Origin of the sequence: Rhizomicrobium sp. (assembly GCA_037200045.1) — a bacterium.
Taxonomy (GTDB): domain Bacteria; phylum Pseudomonadota; class Alphaproteobacteria; order Micropepsales; family Micropepsaceae; genus Rhizomicrobium.
Genome location: JBBCHM010000001.1, coordinates 2,689,218 through 2,705,758, shown reverse-complemented (window position 1 = coordinate 2,705,758; position 16,541 = coordinate 2,689,218). Strand labels below are relative to the sequence as shown.

Genomic DNA, 16,541 nt, shown 5'->3' with positions numbered 1-16,541 from the left:
GCGAACGAGATCACTCTTCCGGCTGCGCCGCGCGCTTGAGGCCGGCGGCGTTGCGGATGGTGATCGTGTGGCGATCGGGGATGCCGATGATGCCGGAGACCTTCAGCTTGGTGAGCATCCGGCAGACCGTCTCGATGGTGAGACCGAGATAATCGGCAATGTCCTGGCGCGTCATGGGGACGTCGAGCCGCGTCTTGTCGGCACTGCGGCTGCGCTCCAGCAACTGGACGAGGAAATTCGCGACCCGCTCCAGCGCGCTCTGGCGGCCGAGGATGACGAGGTGGTTCTGCGCCGCCCAAAGATCGTGGCGGAGATTGGCGAACAGCTCGGCGCGGATTTCGCGGTTCTCGTCGCCCAGCCGCTCCAGCCGGCCACGGGCATAGGAGACGACGGTGACGTCGTTCAATGCTTCGGCGGTCATCGCGTGTTCTTCGAGCCAGTTGATGCCGATGAAATCGCCGGGAAGCGCGAATTCCGCGATCTGGCGGCGGCCGTCGGACATCATCTTGGACAGGCGCACCGCGCCGGTGAGCACCTTGTAGGAGTAATCCGCCTCGTCGCCTTCGCTGAAGATCGTGGCGTTGCGGTCGAAATGGCTGATCGTGCCGAGCGAGGCGAGGGTCGAACGCGCTTCGGGCGCGCGGGCAAGGACGATGGGCGGCGTCGGGACTCTTGCGGGACTCGAATAGACTGCGGCGCTCATGTCTCTCTCCGTATTCAACGAGAGCACATTGACAAACCGCAAAATCCGCAGAAATTGGGAGTTATTCGTACGTAACCGGTAGGGAACCGGCGCCGCGACGGCGGCTACCTAGGGGGCACTACGTACGTAACGGCTACCTCACGCCCCGTCCCAGCGACAGGCGTACCAGGTCGGCCAGGCTGCGGGCGCCGAGCTTGTCCATCACCCGGGAGCGGTGGACTTCCACCGTGCGGGTGGAGATGCCGAGCTTGTGGGCGATCACCTTGTTCTGGTGGCCTTCGACCAGGAGGTCGAACACGTCCTTCTCGCGGTCGGTCAGGGCCTTGCGCGCCGTGGCGTCGACCGCCGCCGTGCCCACCGCGGCCGCCGTCGCGAGGGCGGCGCGCGAAAACGCGTTCTCCAGCGCGCCGAACAGCACACCGCGCTCGAACGGCTTTTCCAGGAATTCCACCGCGCCTTCCTTCATCGCCTGCACCGCCATCGGCACGTCGCCATGGCCGGTCATGATGATGACCGGCATGCCGGGGATCGTGCGGTTGATCTCGCGCTGCAGCGCCAGCCCGTCCATCTCCGGCATGCGGATGTCGGCGAGAACGCAGGTGTCGCGCGCCTTGACGCCGGCATCGAGAAAGGCGCGGGCGGATTCGAAGGTCTTCACGCGGTAGCGCCGCGCCAGGAGGATGGCGAGCGAATCGCGCACATCCGCATCGTCGTCGACGACGCATACGGTGAGTTCACTCGCCATGCGCATCCTCCGGCGCCACGCCGACGGTGAAGCGGAACAGCGCGCCGCCGCCGGCATTCTCCATCAGCGTGAGCCTTCCGCCATGGGCCTCCACGATGCCGCGGCAGATCGAAAGCCCCATCCCCATGCCGTGCGCCTTGGTCGTCACGAAGGGCTGGAACAGCTTCGCCGCCACCTCGGCCGAGATGCCGGGCCCGGTATCGGCCACGGTGACGGCGACCTGCCCGGGCGCGGCGCGCGAGATCGTCACTGACAATTCGCGGCGCGGCGACTTCTCCATCGCCTCGGCGGCGTTCTTCATCAGGTTGATCAGCACCTGCTGGATCTGGATGCGGTCGATGCGGACCGGCGGCAGCGCCGGCTCGATCGCCACTTTGAGCTTGATGCCGCGCTCCGCGGCGTTGATCTGGCCGAGGCGGATCGCCTCGTCGACCGTGCGCGCGATGTCCTCCGGCACCATGTTGGGCCCGCGCTTCTCAAGGAAGCCGCGCAGGCGGCGGATGATGTTGCCCGCGCGCGTCGCCTGCTCCGCGACCTTGCCGAAGATCGCCTCCATATCCTTGTCGCCGCGCTCCTCGGCGATGTCGATGCAGGCATTGGTGTAGTTCAGGATCGCGGTCAGCGGCTGGTTCAGTTCGTGCGCCAGGCCCGCCGCGACCTGGCCCATGTCGGTGAGGCGGCTGACATGCAGCATCTCGGCCTGCAATTCCTCGATCCGGCGATCCTGCTCCTGGCCGAGGGAGATGTCGGTGATGATGCCGAGGAAGACGCGATCACCGCGCACGATGCCCTCGCCGACGGCGAGCCGCAGCGGAAAGATCGATCCGTCCTTGCGCCGGCCGGAGACCTCGCGGCCGATGCCGATGATGTGCTTCTCGCCGGTCTTTACATAATGGTGGAGATAGCCGTCATGCTCGGCGTGGTAGGGAGCCGGCATCAGCATCTTCACGTTGCGGCCGATCACCTCCGGCGCCTCGTAGCCGAACAGGTTCTCGCAGGCCTTGTTGTAGACCCGGACGATCCCCTTTTCGTCGATCATCATGATGCCGTCGACCGCCATGCCGATCAGCGCGTCGAACAGCGAGCCGCCGTCGTCGGTCTCGAGGCGCGTCGTGGCGGAGGGCGTTCGTCTGCTGGTCATCGGCGGGCGGGATTTTCGAAGGCGTGTTGATTGCGGTCAAGGCGAATAACCGCCTTTACCCGTTAACTTCGCCCATGTCGAAGCGCATTCTCGTCATCAACGGGCACCCCGATACGCGGCCCGAACGATTCTGCTCGGCGCTGACCGCGGCCTATGTGGAATCCGCCATTTCCGCGGGGCATGAGGTCCGCCGCATCGATGTGGGCGCGCTCACATTCCCCCTCCTGGTCAGGTTCGAGGACTTCCAGACCCAGCCCACCAACGAGGACATCGTCAAGGCGCAGGCCGACATCGCCTGGGCGGAGCATCTGGTCTTCATCCATCCGCTCTGGCTGGGCGCGACGCCCGCGTTGCTGAAAGGCTTCCTGGAACGCATCGCCTGCGGCGGTTTCGGCTTCGATAGCGGCATGGCGGGAAACCCGCATCGCGGACTGACCGGCAAGTCGGCCCGCATCGTCGTCACCATGGGCATGCCGGCCCTGGTCTACCGCGTCGCGTTCGGCGGCTTCGGGACCCGCGCCTTCGCCCGTGGTATCCTGCGCATATCCGGCGCGCGGCCGGTGCATCTGACCTATTTCGGCGGCATCGAGCTGTCCGAACGGCACCGCGACCGCTGCGTGGCCAGGATCCGCCGCCGGGCCGCGGCGGGATGCTAAAAGGAGCAGGACCATGCGCATCGCCCTTTCCGTCCTCTGTGTCGCCCTTGGCCTGGCCACGGCGGCGCAGGCGCGCATGCCCGACACGGCGCGCGGCCGCCGGCTCGCCGTCGAGGCCTGTTCGGCCTGTCATCAGGTGACGGCGGGCCAGCCGCGCCCCACGCCGGTCGCCGATCCGGACACCGCCGAGGCCGTCGCGGCCCCGCCCTTCACGGTCATCGGCGGAAGATTCCGCCACAACGCGGCTGGCTTGCGCGCCTTCATTCTCGCGCCGAACCATCCGATGCGCGAGCAGCGCTTCGTGCCGCGCGATCTCGACGACATCGTCGCCTATATCCGCTCGCTGGCGCACTGACGCAACCAGGCGCGGCGTTGTGATAGCGTGCGCGCATGAACATACGCGATCTGCACACGCCCGAGGACGAGGCCGCCGCCCTTGCTTTCATCATGGGATCGCAACGCTTCGAGCATGCGTTGGAGCCGGATCGCAGGCTCGACCCCGCGGTGGCGCGGGAACATTTCGCCGCGCTGACCCAGAAGGTGGCGACGAATCAGGGGCGGATGTTCATCGCCGAAGAGGACGGCCGCGCCGTCGGCTGGGTCGTCTTCCTGGTCGAGCGCAAACCGGTCTTCGTCGTCGAGGACGAGCGCACGCACGGCTATATCACTGAGCTTTTCGTCGAGGACGGCGCACGCGGTCTCGGCGTCGGCCGCGCCCTGATCGAGGCTTGCGAGGATGAAGCGCGCCGGCTTGGCCTTAGCCAGATCATGATCGGCCTGCTCACGAAAAACGCGCGCGCCGCGGAAATCTATGCGCGCGCCGGCTATGGGCCATACGCGTCGGAGCTACGGAAATATCTCTGACCAGCCTGACATAGGTCATGATCACTCCCCTCGCATCTTTGACTTCGCTCAAAGTTCCGCGGTCCCGGCCGTGAATGATCGGCGCGTTCGATCATCTCAAGGGAGCTGCATATGCCGGTCGAGAGCGAAATCTTCCTGGCCATTCTCGTCGTGTCCTTCGTCGCTTTCGGCCTTGCCTTGGCTTACGGCTCGATCGTCGCGCCCGGCAAGCCGAAGGATTAGCCGAGCACGTACCAGGCGGCCGCCGCGACAGCCGCCGCCGCGATGGCGGCGCCCAGCACATAGCCGGCGAAGGCACGCGAGCCCAGGAGCAGCGCGACGGTGCTTTTGCACACGACATTGGAGCCGGCCGCGACCATCACCACGGTCGCTGCATAGGCCGGCGCGATGGTCGTGCCCGTCAGCTTGGCGGCCGACAGCGTGATCGGATCGACGTCGACCGCGCCCGACGCGGCCGCCAGCGGTATCAGGCTCAATTCATGGGTCCAGGAGCCGGACAGCTTCGCCGCCAGGAGAACGACCGCCAGCAGGAGGCCGAAGCGCAATACCTCGCTGAGTTCGAAGGGATCGCTCAGCACCAGTGGCGACTGCGCTTCGAGCTTGGCGGCGCGCAGATAGAGGACCAGCGTTATCACCGCCAGCAGCGCCGCCGGCGGCCCCAGCGTCGAGCCGAGCGGCGCAAGCATCGCCGGCGCGAGCGCCACCGCGATGGAGGACTGGCGCAGCAGCGACACCGTCCAGGCCGCCGTCACGCCCGACGCCAGCGCCATCGCGCTTTGCGGGCTCTTCGCCGAAAGCCTGGAATAGGCGAGCGTCACCGCCGTCGACGACACCAGTCCTCCGGCGGCGGCGGCATAGATCAGGCCGGCGCGCTCGCCCGCGACGCGCACGCAGATATAGCCGACATAGGACACCGCCGCGATCACCACCATCATCAGCCAGAGCTGGCGCGGATTGAGCGCGTCCCACGGATCGACGGTGCGATCGGGAAGGATCGGCAGCAGGACGAAAGTCATGGTGAGGAGCAGCAGCGCGGCGCGCAATTCGCTCCATTTCAGCTGCGAGACGAATTCGTGCAGCACCTTGCGCTCGGCCAGGATGATGGTCGCGGCGATGCCGCCCGCCGCCGCGGCCGATGCGTTGCCGATCACGGCATAGGCGCCGAGCGCGAAGGTGACGAGACCGGCGATCATGCCGGTGGCGGACGAACTGCCGGCCGCTTCCGCCTCGCGCCACACGAAAGGCAGCAGCGCCGCGGCGAAGGCGATGATGGCAAAGCCTAGGAAAAGCGGGCCGGCGAAGCGGCTCAGCAGCGCCGAAACGCCACCCAGAAGGCCGATCAGCGCGAAGGTGCGCACCCCGGCGGCGCGCGAACCCTCCTTGCCGTCGCGCTCCTGCCAGCCGCGCTCGATCCCGACCAAAAGGCCGATGGCCAGCGCCAGCAATAGCCGCTGCAGAATGGCGAGTGTGTCCACCTGGCTCAGGGTCGCATGAACATGAAGTCGGTGTCGGGATCGCAATTCTCGGCGACGAATTGCAGTTCGGATCTCACATCGGCCACGCTGCGGGTCTCCAGGTATTTCTCCACCACGCAGCCCAGCATATACCGCGCCGTGCTTTCCGCGTCATAGCCGGCGGCGATGGCTTCGGCCACCGCCAGGTCGAAATGCCGTTTCGCAATGGCCGCGGCGCTCATGGGTGCTGTTCCTTTTGACCGGTGACGAACATCTCCCGGACCGCCGTTCGCGGTCATTGAGGCGCGTCAAATCCTTGGGCCCTTGCGTTCGATCAATTAGCAACCCCTGGGCGAGGCTTTAAGTAGGCCATGGCTACCGGTCACATCCTTTCCGCGCTGCGCCTCGGCATCGAAACGCCGAACGAAGCGCATATTTTCATGCAAAAAGATTGCCATGTCTGCCGCGCCGAAGGGTTCGCCGCGCGCTCCAGAGTGGTGGTCACCCATGGCCGCAAATCCGTCGTCGCCACGCTCTATCCGGTGACCGGTGACCTGGTCGGGCTCGACCAGGCCGGACTTTCCGAATGGGCGTGGAACGAACTGGGCCTGGCCGCCGGCGATCCCGTCCGCATCACCCATCCCCCGCCGCTCGAATCCCTGAGCCCGATCCGCGGCAAGGTGCACGGCAACCGGCTCGACGCCTCCGCGCTGAAGGATATCATCGCCGACGTGGCCGCCGGGCGCTATTCCGGCATCCACCTCTCCGCCTTCCTGACCGCCTGCGCGGCGCGCAGCCTCGACTATGACGAGATGCGCGACCTCACCCGCGCCATGGTCGATGTCGGCAAGCGCATCGAATGGGGCGGGCGCCTCATCGTCGACAAGCATTCGATCGGCGGGCTGCCCGGCAACCGCACCACGCCCATTATCGTCGCCGTCGTCGCGGCCTGCGGGCTGACCATCCCCAAGACCTCCTCGCGCGCCATCACCTCGCCGGCCGGCACCGCCGACACGATGGAGACCATGGCGCCGGTCGCTCTCGACCTCGCCACCATGCGCCGCGTGGTCGAGCGCGAGGGCGGCTGCGTCGCCTGGGGCGGCGCGATGGGGCTTTCGCCCACCGACGACATCCTGATCCGCGTCGAGCGCGTGCTCGACCTCGACGGCGAGGGCCAGCTCGTCGGCTCGATCCTGTCCAAGAAGATCGCCGCCGGCGCCACCCATCTGGTGCTCGACCTGCCGGTCGGCCCCACCGCGAAGGTCAGAAGCTATGAGGACGCCCAGCAATTGTCGCAAAGCCTGATCGATGTCGGCACCTCGTTCGGCCTGTCGGTCAAGGCGATCATCAGCGACGGCACCCAGCCGGTCGGGCGCGGCATCGGCCCGGCGCTCGAAGCCCGCGACGTGCTCGCGGTGCTGCAGGGCCATGCCGACGCGCCGGCCGATCTTCGCCAGCACGCGCTGGCGCTCGCCGCGGCCCTGCTCGAACTCGGCGGCGCGGCCAAGGACGGCGCGGGCTTCACGATGGCCGCCGACTGCCTGGCCTCCGGCAAGGCCTGGGCGAAATTCCAAAAGATATGCGAGGCGCAGGGCGGCATGCGCACGCCGCCGGTGGCGCCGCACAGCCGCGTGGTGACGATGCGTCATGGCGGCTTGGTCGAATGGATCGACAGCCGCAAGCTCAGCCGCGTCGCCAAGCTCGCGGGCGCGCCGGACGACAAGGCGGCGGGCGTCGAGCTGCATCTGCGCCTGGGCGCGCCGGTCAGCCGCGGCGAGCCGGCCTATACGGTATATGCGCAGAGTCCGGGCGAGCTCGACTATGCCTTCGCCTATGTCGAGGCCAATCCCGACATCGTCGGCGTGGCGCGCGCATGACCAGGCTCGTCCTCATCCCGCTTCCCGGCAACGAAGAGATGGCCGAGCGCCTGGCCGGCCTGCTCGACGGCGAAATGCGGATGCCCGAGATGCGGCATTTTCCGGACGGCGAAACCTATTTCCGCCTCGACGTCGACCTGCATGGCCGCCGCGTCGCGCTGGTCTGCACGCTGGATCATCCGGACGCGAAATTCCTGCCGCTGCTGTTCGCGGCGCGCACGGCGAGCGATCAGGGCGCCGCCAGCGTCGGCCTCGTCGCGCCCTATCTCGCTTATATGCGCCAGGACCGGCGTTTCCATCCGGGCGAGGCGCTGTCGTCCAAGCTGTTCGCCTCGCTTCTGTCGCCGCAGATCGACTGGCTGGTGACGGTCGACCCGCATTTGCACCGCATCCACTCGCTGGAGACGATCTACGAAGTCCCGACGCGCGTGCTGCATGCCGCCGGCGCCATCGCGCACTGGATCGCGCATGAAGTCGACAAGCCCGTGCTGATCGGCCCGGATGCCGAGAGCGTGCAATGGGTCGGCGAGGTCGCGCGCACCACCGGCGCGCCGGTCGTGGTGCTGCACAAGACCCGCGGCGGCGATACCGATGTCGCCGTGTCGCAAACCGATCTTTCGCCCTTCATGGAGCGCACGCCCGTCCTGGTCGACGACATCATCTCGACTGGGCGCACCATGATCGCGACGCTGAACGAGCTGAACGCCGCCGGCATGAAGCCCGCGGTCTGCGTCGGCGTGCACGGCATCTTCGCCGACGGCGCCTATGACGATCTCAAAGCCGCGCATCCGGCGCGCATCGTGACGACCAACGCAGTCGCCCACGAATCCAACGCGATCGACATCGCGCCGCTGCTCGCCGGCGGCATCAAGGAGATAGCCGTCTGATGCGCATCACCTTTCTCGGCGCCGCCGGAACCGTCACGGGCTCGAAATACCTGCTCGACACCGGCAAGCGCCGCATCCTGGTCGATTGCGGCCTGTTCCAGGGCTACAAGCAGCTTCGCCTGCGCAACTGGGCCAAGCTGCCGCTCGATATCGGCAGCCTCGACGCCGTGGTCCTGACCCATGCCCATCTCGACCACACCGGCTATCTGCCGCTTCTGGTGAAGAACGGCTTTCGCGGCCGGGTCTATTGCACCCGGGCGACGCGCGACCTGTGCGGCATCATGCTGCCGGATTCCGGCCATCTGGAGGAACGCGCCGCCGAGGACGCCAACCGCCACGGCTATTCCAAGCACCATCCGGCGCTGCCGCTCTATACCGAGGAAGACGCGCGCAAGGCGCTGACGCGGCTGCGCGCAATGGATTTCGACGCGCCGTTCGACCTGGGCGAGGGGCTGACGTTCACCTACCGCTATGCCGGGCACATTCTCGGCGCGGCGATGGCGGAGTTCCATTTCGGCGGCAAGACCGTGCTGTTCTCCGGCGACCTCGGCCGGCCCAACGATCCGATCCTGCGCGCGCCCGACGCGATCGGCGAGGCCGATTGGCTGATCGTCGAATCGACCTACGGCAACCGCAAGCACCCGACGGACGATCCGCAGGCGGTGCTGGCCGAGATCGTGACCTCGACCGCGGCCAAGGGCGGTTCGATCGTCGTGCCGGCCTTCACCGTCGGCCGCGCCCAGCTTCTGCTCTATCATCTCTATCAGTTGAAGAAGGCGAGGCGGATTCCCGACCTGCCGGTCTATCTCGACAGCCCCATGGCGATCGACGCCGGCGACATCTTCCTCGCCCATCCGAACGACCACCGCCTCTCCGCCGCCGAAGCCAAGGCGGTGTGCGCCGTCGCGCGCGAGACGCCGACGTCGGACGGTTCCAAGGCGATCGACCGCAGTTCCATGCCGTCCGTCATCGTCTCGGCGAGCGGCATGGCGACGGGCGGACGGGTGCTGCATCACCTCAAGGTCTTCGCGCCTGATCCGCGCAGCACGATCCTGTTCACCGGCTTCCAGGCCGGCGGCACGCGCGGCGCCGCGATGGTGGCCGGGGCACAGGACGTCAAGATTTTCGGCCAGCACGTGCCGGTGAAGGCGCGGGTATACAATATGGAGATGCTCTCGGCGCATGCCGACGCCGACGAGATCCTGGGCTGGCTGAAGAATTTCCGCCGCCCGCCGAACACGACCTTCATCACCCATGGCGAGCCCGAAGCTTCCGACGCGCTGCGCAAGCGCATCGAGGAAGAGTTGCGCTGGAACGCGCATGTGCCGGAATACCGCGAAGAGGTCGAACTGGCCTAATTGCCCGACACGGAGTCGACCTGGCCGAACAGGTCTTCCAGCCTCGCCTGCGTCTTCGCCGGCAGCGGACCGCGCAGGATCGATGCGACGTTTTCCTTCAGGTGCTCGACCTTGCCGGTGCCGCTGAGCACGATGTCGATGCCGGGCTCGTGGCGGCAGAAGCGGTAGGCGGCATCGACGGTGCCCTCGGTGCCCTCTTTCAGGAAACCGAGCGGATCGGCGGCGTCGAGCTTGGCGCGGTCGAGCTGGCCGGCCTTCTCGATCTGGTCGAGCGCTTCCTTGAGGCCGTCCGGATCGGACAGCGCGCGGCGCACCGCGAACATGTCCTGCGTGCCGACATTGTGCGCCCGCGTCAGCCTCAGCACGTCGCGGCGGGCCGACGGGTTCAGGAGATTGAACCCCACCATCACGACGTCCCAGGCGCCGGTCGGCACCGCGGCGGTCAGCATCTTGTGCGAGGTGTCGCTGCCGAAATGCTCCGTGATGCCGAGAAAACGAATCTTGCCCTGCTCGCGGGCCTTGATCAGCGCCGGCACGATCTCGGCGCCGACGTAATCGAGCTGCGCCGGCACGATGCCGTGCAGGTTGAACAGGTCGATATAGTCGGTGCCGAGGCGGCCGAGATTCTTCTCGAGCTGTTCCAGCACCTGCGCGCCGGTGTAGGGCGCGGCGTCGGTCGCGCCCCAGGGCTGGATCGCGGTCTTGGTCGAAATATGGACCTTGTCGCGCCGGCCGCGCACCGCTTCGCCGACGATCGGCTCCGTGCCATAGGCCGCCGCGGTGTCGATCCAGTTGATGCCCAGATCGATGGCGCCCCGCACGACGGCGACGCTCTGCTCCGTCGTGTTGCCGTAGGCCTGGCCGAGCCGGCTGTGGCCGCCGCAGCCAAGGCCGGCGACACTCACCTTCAGGCCGGTGCGACCGAGCGTCTTGAAGTCCATCGCGTCTCTCCGATGCGAGAGACTAGCCCAGCCCGCCGGGACACGAAATCACGGCGCGCCGCAGCCGTCCTGGCAGTTGCCGCCCATCGCCATGCAGCCGCAGCCGCCATATTCGCGCTTGAGGCGGACCAGATGCGCGTCCAGCGCGGCGCGCAGGATCTGGTGCCGCGTCATGCCCTTCTTCACCGCCGCGATGCCGAGCCTTTCGAATTCGGACGCCGACAACATGACCATCATCCGGTGCGGCCGGTCGATGGGAGGTGGCGGAGGCGGCGTGTCGGGCTCGGGCGCCACCGGCGGCTCGCGCGTCCAGAACAGCGACGGCTTGGGCGCCGATGGCCCGGCGTCGCCCTTGCGCGCGAAGAGGTTCGAGGTGAGGGGCGCGAAACGCTGCGAGCTCAAATCGGTCACTCCTATTGCGGACGGTCGGAGGCTCTGCGGCCGAAGGGATGGGCGCGGCGGTCGGGGCCGCTATACGGCGTGATGTTGCTGCGACGTTCGGGGAGGAAGCGGCGCTCCAGCAAGGGCGGCGGCGCGATGTCCTCCGCGAACGGCGGCGGCTCGGGTTCGGTCGCCAGCGATTTTTCGTCGCCCAATGCCGTGAGCGCGCCGGTGGCGAAATGGATGGGGCGTATCTGCGGCAGGAACGTCGGATCGCCGGTCAGCCGCGACAGGCGGTCCTGCATATAGAGCCACAAGTCGCGCACCTCCTTGGCGGATTGCGACTTGGCGACGACCTCGCCGACCGTGCGGCCGTCGACCATCGAGGCGGCGAAATCGACGCGATGATGCAGCGTCACCGGCGCCACCGTGCCGTGCTGCGACAGCGCGATGGCGGCCTCTCCCGTGATGCGGGCGCGCGGCGTCGCGGCGTTGACGATGAAGATCACCGGTTTGCCATGGCGTTCGGCGATGTCGACGGTGGCGCCGACCGCGCGCAGGTCGTGCGGGCTCGGACGCGTCGGGACGGCGACGAGATCGGCATGCGCAACGACCTGGGAGATCGAGGTGGTGACCGCCGGCGGGGTGTCGATGACGGCGAGGCGGATGCCGCTGGCCCGCATCTGGTCCAGCGCGTCGCCCAGTTCGCGAAGCCCGACCTTGGCGAAATGCGGCGTCGCCGATTCGCGGGCGTTCCACCAATGCGACAGCGAGCCTTGCGGGTCGGTGTCGATCAGGGCCACGGGCCCGACACCCGCGGCCTCCGCCTCGACCGCGAGATGGCCCGACAGCGTGGTCTTGCCCGAGCCGCCCTTCTGGGAGGCCAATACCAGAACGTGCATCCCGCCCCTTTCGCCGGACCCGCCGGCCAGATGTGCTAGCGTTCAGCATGCGCGCGAGGCGTTACGGCGCGTTGAAAAGCCGGGCGCGCAATTGACTCGGTTTCGCGACGAGTTTTCTTCGAAACCTCTCGATCGGGAGCAGGCATGCATTTTTCGCGGCTTCGTGCGTCGGCCCTGGCCGTCGCGCTGACGGCGGCGGCGCCGGCGCCCAGCCCGGCGCCGATCCAGGACTGGTCCAACATCGAGACGGTGGTGGTGACGCCGCAGGCGGCGGGACCGGCGCTGTGGCACATCGCGACGGCGACCTCCGAGGTCTGGATCCTGCCGACCGTCTCGCCGGTGCCCCAGGACCTGGCGTGGGACAGCAAATTCGTCTCCGACGAGATCAAGGGCTCGAAGGTTCTGCTGCTGCCGCCGCGCGCCACGCTCGGCGTGTTCGAGGGGCTGTGGTTCTGGATGACCGGCATGGATGCGCTGGAGCAGCCCGACGGCACGGCGCTGGAGGCGACGCTGCCGGAACCGCTGAAGAACCGCTTCGTCGCCGCGCGCACGCACATCGGCGAAGACGCCGACCGCTACGCGAAGTTTCTCGGCGGCGTGGCGGCGCTGAGGCTGGAGGGCGACTATTTCCGCTTCGCGAAGCTGACGCCCAACGGGCCGCAAAGGACGGTGGAGGCCATCGCCGCGCATGCCGGCGTGCCGGTGCGCACCACCGCGACCTATCCGGCTATGGACGTGATCCGCGACATCCCGAAGATGACGGCGGCGGCGCATCTCGCCTGCCTCGACTTCGCGCTGAAGGACATCGACACGGCGTCCGCCCATGCGGCGGCCGCGGCGCAGGCCTGGGCGGACGGCGATCTTGCCGGCGTGAAGGCGCATTATCTGGAGACGCGGCTCGACGATTGCCTGCAGCAGAACTCCGCCTACAGCGTGCTGCGCGAGACCGCCAATCGCGACATGACGAACGCGATCCTGGAGGCGCTGAAGAAGCCGGGCAAAACCTTCGCGGTGATGCCGATGGGATTCTTCCTGCGCAAGGGCGGCGTGCTGGAGCGGCTCGAGGCCGCCGGACTGACCGTCAGCGGGCCGGGCGGCTAGACCAGCTTCGCCTGCGTCTTGGCCGCGACTTCGTCCTGCGTCACGCCGGGGGCCAGCTCCATCAACTTGAGGCCGCCGGGCACGACATCGAACACGCCGAGATTGGTGATGATGCGATCGACGCAGGCCTTGCCGGTAAGCGGCAGCGAGCAGGCCTTCAGGAGCTTGGAATTGCCGGCCTTGTCGGTGTGGTCCATCGTCACGACGCAGCGCTTGACGCCGGCGACCAGATCCATCGCGCCGCCCATGCCTTTCACCAGCTTGCCCGGCACCATCCAGTTGGCGAGATCGCCGGTCTCCGACACTTCCATCGCGCCCAGGATCGACAGGTCGATATGGCCGCCGCGGATCATCGCGAAGCTGTCGGCCGAGGAGAAATAGGAGGTGCGGTCAAGCTCGGTGATGGTCTGCTTGCCGGCGTTGATGAGATCCGGATCGACCTCGTTCAGCCTCGGGAACGGGCCCATGCCGAGCATGCCGTTCTCCGACTGCAGCGTCACGTCCATGCCTTCGGGAATGTAGTTCGCGACCAGCGTCGGGATGCCGATGCCGAGATTGACGTAGAACCCGTCGCGCAATTCGCGCGCCGCCACCTTGGCGAGATCGTCGCGTGTCCAGGGCATCAGGCGGTCTCCCTCACGGTGCGCTTCTCGATCCGCTTCTCGTAGTTCACGCCTTCGATGATGCGCTGGACGAAGATGCCGGGTGTGTGGATCGTGTCGGGATCGAGCGAGCCGACCGGCACCAGATGCTCGACCTCGGCGACCGTCACCTTGCCGGCGGTCGCCATCATCGGGTTGAAATTGCGCGCGGTCTTGCGGAAGACCAGATTGCCCTGGGCGTCGCCCTTCCACGCCTTGACGATGGAGAGATCGGAGACGAGGCCGTGCTCCAGGATATAGGTCACCCCGTCGAAATCCTTGTGCTCCTTGCCTTCGGCGATCAGCGTGCCGACGCCGGTCTTGGTGTAGAAGCCGGGGATGCCGGCGCCGCCGGCGCGGATGCGCTCGGCCAGCGTGCCCTGCGGATTGAATTCCAGTTCCAACTCGCCGGCGAGATACTGCCGCTCGAAGGTCGCGTTCTCGCCGACATAGGACGAGACCATCTTCTTGATCTGGCGCGTCTGGAGCAGAAGCCCGAGGCCGAAATCGTCGACCCCGGCATTGTTGGAGACGACCGTCAGCCCCTTCACGCCGGATTCGACCAGCGCGGCGATCAGCTTTTCGGGAATGCCGCAGAGGCCGAAGCCGCCCGACATGATCGTCATGCCGTCGAACAGCAGGCCGTCCAGCGCGGCCCTGGCGTCGGAATAGATCTTCGTCTTCATGGACCATCCGTGACTGCAATGGCGCGACTATAACCCGGCGGGCCATAGCGCGGGTGTGTCATTCCGTCCAGGAAAATCCCACGCGCAAGACGCGCGGGCTCGCGTAGTTCGTCACGAAATCCGCGCTCTCGGTGGTGGCGACGCGCGCGTTGAGCACATTGTCGCCCGCGAGATAGGCGGAGAGCCCGTCCCACAGGCGCCAGGCGATGCGCGCGTCCAGCGTGGTCGCGGGCGCCAGCGACAGCGTGTTCTGGTCGTCGGCGAAGCGCGTGCTTTCATAGCGCAGGTCGGCGGTGACGGTCAGCCGGTCGAGCGGCGTGGCGCGGAAGCCGGCGGTCAGGGTGAAGCGCGGCGCCTGGGCCGGGCGCTTGCCGGTCAGCTGGGCGGCGGCGATACCGCCCTGGACATGGGCATCGACATAGTCGAAGGCGGCGTTGAGGCCGAGCCGGTCGCTTAGCCGCCAGTGCGCGTCGGACTCGATGCCATAGGCGTCGATATTGCCGGCGTTCTGGCGCTGGATGAGCAGGCCGCCGGCCGCGACCGTGCCCAGGCCCGGAACGGTGACCGGGCCGCGCGCGACCGTCACGTTGGTGATGGCGCCGTGGAGCTGGTTGTAGAAGCCGGCGATGTCCCAATCGAAATCATCGATCTTTTGGCCGAGGCCGAGTTCGGCGCCGTAGAGCTTCTCGGGCGCCAGGCCGGGATTGGCCTCGGTCAAATTGCTGCCGAGGCGGAACGGCCGGTAGAGCTCGTTCAGCGTCGGGGCGCGGAAGCCGCCGTAAGCGGCCGAGCGGACGAAGAACCCGTCGCCGAGATCCTGGCGCACGCCCAGCCGCGCGGTCGGCACGATGCCGCTTTTGGACGGCGTCTTCTGGTTCACCGTCACGGCGCCGGTCGCGAGCGTAGTCTGGATCAGATGGCCGCCGGTCGAGGCCCATTGGTCGGCGCGGATGCCGGCGGTCAGCAGCAGGCCGTCGAAACGCGCCGCCGTTTCAATATAGAGACCGCCGACGAAGGTGCGCCCGCCGCTGACGCGGCCCTGGGTGAACGCGCCCGCGACGGGCTGGAAGTGTTCCTTGGAGTCGCCCTGGGTGAAGCGCGCGTCGCCGCCGATCTCCCAATCGATCACCGACCAGCCGCCGCGCAAAGCGGCATTGAAGCCCCAGCCGAGCGAGGGCGTCGAGTACTGATCGTTGGAAACGGTGGTGCCGCCGCGGCCGGGCTGCAGGACAGTCGCCGAAGTGTTCGAGAAGCCGGAATTGCGCAGCCAGGCCTGGAGGCGATAGCCGAGATCGTCCGCGCTTTCCGGATGCGCCAGGGTCAGGCTCGCGGTGACGCCGTCGGCGGAGGAGCGCGAGCCGACCAGGCCGGAGTCGCGATCCTCGCCATAAGCACCGAGCCGCAGCGACAGCAGGGTGTCGGTCCAAGGCGTCGCTTCGGCGCGCAGCGAGGCGTTGCGCGCGTGATAGGTGACGGCGTCGTCGGCGGGGCCGCGCTGCGCCGGCGAGACCGCGATCCAGCCGGCGCTGTCCTCGTCCGAGGCGCTGGCGAACAGCGTCAGCGGTCCGAGATCGGTGCCGCCGGCGGCGGCGAGGCGCCGTCCGTCCTGCTGCGCCAGCGAGGCATCGGCGGCGACGAGGCCGCTGCCGCGCTGCTCGCTGAGCGCGACCACGCCGGTCAGGGCGCCTGCCCCGTAGGGACCGGCGCCGGCGCCGCGCACGATCTCGGCGCCGCCGATGTCCTCGGGCGGCAGCGAGGACCAGATCACCCAACCGCCGAACGGATCGTTCTGCGGCACGCCGTCCAAGGTGACGAGAGCGCGGCCCGCGCCGGACGGCGCGATCGACCGCAGCGACAGGCCCTGGGTCGTCGGGTTGGCGGAGAGACTCGAGTCGCGGCGGAACAGCGACAGGCCGGGCACCTGGCCGAGCGCGCGGTCGAGTTCGGTCGCGCCGCGGATGTCGGCCGCGGTCAGCGTCGCCACCGAGAACGCCGCATTGCCGAGCGGATCGGGCGGGCTCGCCGTCACCACCACGGTCTCGATGGCGGCCGCGGCGGCCGGCGCGGCCATTGCGACGGCAGCTCCCGCCAGCAAAAAAGAGCGAAAATTCACGATCATCCCACCGCGTAGATACGATGCCATGCGGTACCGCGCCATGCTTGGGCAGGCGGGATAGGTGGTCCTTCCAAAAAATAAGGCGGCC

General features: G+C 67.8%; 18 protein-coding genes. 7 read left to right on the top strand and 11 right to left on the bottom strand.

The window, feature by feature from the left end; translation table 11 throughout:
* Positions 1 to 10: 10 nt before the first annotated feature.
* The 3 genes from WDM86_13210 to WDM86_13200 all read right to left on the bottom strand — a co-directional run bounded on the left by WDM86_13210 (position 11) and on the right by WDM86_13200 (position 2,589).
* A complete protein-coding gene (locus WDM86_13210) occupies positions 11 to 703 on the bottom strand; it encodes a helix-turn-helix domain-containing protein (GenBank protein MEI9990989.1) in 693 nt (230 codons plus the stop codon).
* A gap of 133 nt (positions 704 to 836) precedes the next feature.
* Positions 837 to 1,448, bottom strand: coding sequence for a response regulator (locus WDM86_13205; GenBank protein ID MEI9990988.1), 612 nt, complete (start codon positions 1,446 to 1,448; stop codon positions 837 to 839).
* Positions 1,438 to 2,589 (bottom strand): ATP-binding protein, encoded by a 1,152-nt coding sequence (locus WDM86_13200; GenBank protein ID MEI9990987.1) that lies wholly within the window; start codon positions 2,587 to 2,589, stop codon positions 1,438 to 1,440. The genes WDM86_13205 and WDM86_13200 overlap by 11 nt, the downstream gene beginning before the upstream one ends.
* A gap of 74 nt (positions 2,590 to 2,663) precedes the next feature.
* Here WDM86_13200 and WDM86_13195 point away from each other — a divergent pair, with 74 nt between their 5' ends.
* Genes WDM86_13195 through WDM86_13185 form a run of 3 tightly spaced genes read left to right on the top strand, consistent with a single transcriptional unit; the run spans position 2,664 to position 4,109 of the window.
* Positions 2,664 to 3,245, top strand: a complete 582-nt coding sequence (locus WDM86_13195) for an NAD(P)H-dependent oxidoreductase (protein ID MEI9990986.1) — start codon at positions 2,664 to 2,666, stop codon at positions 3,243 to 3,245.
* A gap of 13 nt (positions 3,246 to 3,258) precedes the next feature.
* A complete protein-coding gene (locus WDM86_13190; GenBank protein ID MEI9990985.1) occupies positions 3,259 to 3,600 on the top strand; it encodes a cytochrome c in 342 nt (113 codons plus the stop codon).
* 35 nt (positions 3,601 to 3,635) lie between these two features.
* Positions 3,636 to 4,109, top strand: a complete 474-nt coding sequence (locus tag WDM86_13185; protein ID MEI9990984.1) for a GNAT family N-acetyltransferase — start codon at positions 3,636 to 3,638, stop codon at positions 4,107 to 4,109.
* 218 nt (positions 4,110 to 4,327) lie between these two features.
* Here WDM86_13185 and WDM86_13180 read toward each other — a convergent pair whose 3' ends face one another.
* Positions 4,328 to 5,584 carry a DUF4010 domain-containing protein gene (locus WDM86_13180; GenBank protein ID MEI9990983.1) on the bottom strand — a complete coding sequence of 419 codons (1,257 nt, stop codon included), beginning with the start codon at positions 5,582 to 5,584 and terminating at the stop codon, positions 4,328 to 4,330.
* Positions 5,585 to 5,589: 5 nt separating this feature from the next.
* Positions 5,590 to 5,805, bottom strand: coding sequence for a hypothetical protein (locus WDM86_13175; protein ID MEI9990982.1), 216 nt, complete (start codon positions 5,803 to 5,805; stop codon positions 5,590 to 5,592).
* A gap of 129 nt (positions 5,806 to 5,934) precedes the next feature.
* On the opposite strand from WDM86_13175, the gene WDM86_13170 reads away from it, so the two are divergent.
* Genes WDM86_13170 through WDM86_13160 form a run of 3 tightly spaced genes read left to right on the top strand, consistent with a single transcriptional unit; the run spans position 5,935 to position 9,685 of the window.
* Positions 5,935 to 7,440: a thymidine phosphorylase family protein gene (locus WDM86_13170; GenBank protein ID MEI9990981.1), complete on the top strand. Its 1,506-nt coding sequence runs from the start codon at positions 5,935 to 5,937 to the stop codon at positions 7,438 to 7,440.
* On the top strand, positions 7,437 to 8,327 hold the full coding sequence (locus WDM86_13165) for a ribose-phosphate pyrophosphokinase (GenBank protein ID MEI9990980.1): 891 nt from the start codon (positions 7,437 to 7,439) through the stop codon (positions 8,325 to 8,327). The genes WDM86_13170 and WDM86_13165 overlap by 4 nt, the downstream gene beginning before the upstream one ends.
* Positions 8,327 to 9,685, top strand: a complete 1,359-nt coding sequence (locus WDM86_13160; protein ID MEI9990979.1) for an MBL fold metallo-hydrolase — start codon at positions 8,327 to 8,329, stop codon at positions 9,683 to 9,685. Before WDM86_13165 ends, WDM86_13160 begins: the two co-directional genes overlap by 1 nt.
* On the opposite strand, the gene WDM86_13155 is transcribed toward WDM86_13160, so the two are convergent.
* The 3 genes from WDM86_13155 to WDM86_13145 are packed head-to-tail and all read right to left on the bottom strand — an operon-like array spanning position 9,682 to position 11,909.
* Complete coding sequence (locus WDM86_13155) at positions 9,682 to 10,626, bottom strand: aldo/keto reductase (GenBank protein ID MEI9990978.1); 945 nt, start codon at positions 10,624 to 10,626, stop codon at positions 9,682 to 9,684. The two genes, WDM86_13160 and WDM86_13155, sit on opposite strands and share 4 nt — an antisense overlap.
* Before the next feature lie 48 nt (positions 10,627 to 10,674).
* Positions 10,675 to 11,028, bottom strand: a complete 354-nt coding sequence (locus WDM86_13150) for a hypothetical protein (protein MEI9990977.1) — start codon at positions 11,026 to 11,028, stop codon at positions 10,675 to 10,677.
* Between the two features lie 11 nt (positions 11,029 to 11,039).
* Positions 11,040 to 11,909: a ParA family protein gene (locus WDM86_13145; protein ID MEI9990976.1), complete on the bottom strand. Its 870-nt coding sequence runs from the start codon at positions 11,907 to 11,909 to the stop codon at positions 11,040 to 11,042.
* A gap of 144 nt (positions 11,910 to 12,053) precedes the next feature.
* Between WDM86_13145 and WDM86_13140 the strand changes: the two genes are divergently transcribed.
* Positions 12,054 to 13,010 (top strand): TraB/GumN family protein, encoded by a 957-nt coding sequence (locus WDM86_13140; protein ID MEI9990975.1) that lies wholly within the window; start codon positions 12,054 to 12,056, stop codon positions 13,008 to 13,010.
* On the opposite strand, the gene WDM86_13135 is transcribed toward WDM86_13140, so the two are convergent.
* Genes WDM86_13135 through WDM86_13125 form a run of 3 tightly spaced genes read right to left on the bottom strand, consistent with a single transcriptional unit; the run spans position 13,007 to position 16,408 of the window.
* On the bottom strand, positions 13,007 to 13,633 hold the full coding sequence (locus tag WDM86_13135; GenBank protein MEI9990974.1) for a CoA transferase subunit B: 627 nt from the start codon (positions 13,631 to 13,633) through the stop codon (positions 13,007 to 13,009). The two genes, WDM86_13140 and WDM86_13135, sit on opposite strands and share 4 nt — an antisense overlap.
* On the bottom strand, positions 13,633 to 14,337 hold the full coding sequence (locus tag WDM86_13130) for a CoA transferase subunit A (protein MEI9990973.1): 705 nt from the start codon (positions 14,335 to 14,337) through the stop codon (positions 13,633 to 13,635). Before WDM86_13130 ends, WDM86_13135 begins: the two co-directional genes overlap by 1 nt.
* 58 nt (positions 14,338 to 14,395) lie before the next feature.
* The gene (locus WDM86_13125) at positions 14,396 to 16,408 is read right to left on the bottom strand and encodes a TonB-dependent receptor (protein ID MEI9990972.1); all 2,013 of its coding nucleotides are present in this window, start codon (positions 16,406 to 16,408) and stop codon (positions 14,396 to 14,398) included.
* Positions 16,409 to 16,541: the final 133 nt, after the last annotated feature.

Excerpts from the sequence above, each read along its gene's own strand:
- WDM86_13165 (MEI9990980.1), top strand. The coding sequence starts at position 7,437 with ATGACCAGGCTCGTCCTCATCCCGCTTCCCGGCAACGAAGAGATGGCC.
- WDM86_13195 (MEI9990986.1), top strand. The coding sequence starts at position 2,664 with ATGTCGAAGCGCATTCTCGTCATCAACGGGCACCCCGATACGCGGCCC.
- WDM86_13210 (MEI9990989.1), bottom strand. The coding sequence starts at position 703 with ATGAGCGCCGCAGTCTATTCGAGTCCCGCAAGAGTCCCGACGCCGCCC.
- WDM86_13130 (MEI9990973.1), bottom strand. The coding sequence starts at position 14,337 with ATGAAGACGAAGATCTATTCCGACGCCAGGGCCGCGCTGGACGGCCTG.
- WDM86_13175 (MEI9990982.1), bottom strand. The coding sequence starts at position 5,805 with ATGAGCGCCGCGGCCATTGCGAAACGGCATTTCGACCTGGCGGTGGCC.
- WDM86_13190 (MEI9990985.1), top strand. The coding sequence starts at position 3,259 with ATGCGCATCGCCCTTTCCGTCCTCTGTGTCGCCCTTGGCCTGGCCACG.
- WDM86_13135 (MEI9990974.1), bottom strand. The coding sequence starts at position 13,633 with ATGCCCTGGACACGCGACGATCTCGCCAAGGTGGCGGCGCGCGAATTG.
- WDM86_13155 (MEI9990978.1), bottom strand. The coding sequence starts at position 10,626 with ATGGACTTCAAGACGCTCGGTCGCACCGGCCTGAAGGTGAGTGTCGCC.
- WDM86_13140 (MEI9990975.1), top strand. The coding sequence starts at position 12,054 with ATGCATTTTTCGCGGCTTCGTGCGTCGGCCCTGGCCGTCGCGCTGACG.
- WDM86_13125 (MEI9990972.1), bottom strand. The coding sequence starts at position 16,408 with ATGGCCGCGCCGGCCGCCGCGGCCGCCATCGAGACCGTGGTGGTGACG.
- WDM86_13205 (MEI9990988.1), bottom strand. The coding sequence starts at position 1,448 with ATGGCGAGTGAACTCACCGTATGCGTCGTCGACGACGATGCGGATGTG.
- WDM86_13185 (MEI9990984.1), top strand. The coding sequence starts at position 3,636 with ATGAACATACGCGATCTGCACACGCCCGAGGACGAGGCCGCCGCCCTT.
- WDM86_13200 (MEI9990987.1), bottom strand. The coding sequence starts at position 2,589 with ATGACCAGCAGACGAACGCCCTCCGCCACGACGCGCCTCGAGACCGAC.
- WDM86_13145 (MEI9990976.1), bottom strand. The coding sequence starts at position 11,909 with ATGCACGTTCTGGTATTGGCCTCCCAGAAGGGCGGCTCGGGCAAGACC.
- WDM86_13170 (MEI9990981.1), top strand. The coding sequence starts at position 5,935 with ATGGCTACCGGTCACATCCTTTCCGCGCTGCGCCTCGGCATCGAAACG.
- WDM86_13160 (MEI9990979.1), top strand. The coding sequence starts at position 8,327 with ATGCGCATCACCTTTCTCGGCGCCGCCGGAACCGTCACGGGCTCGAAA.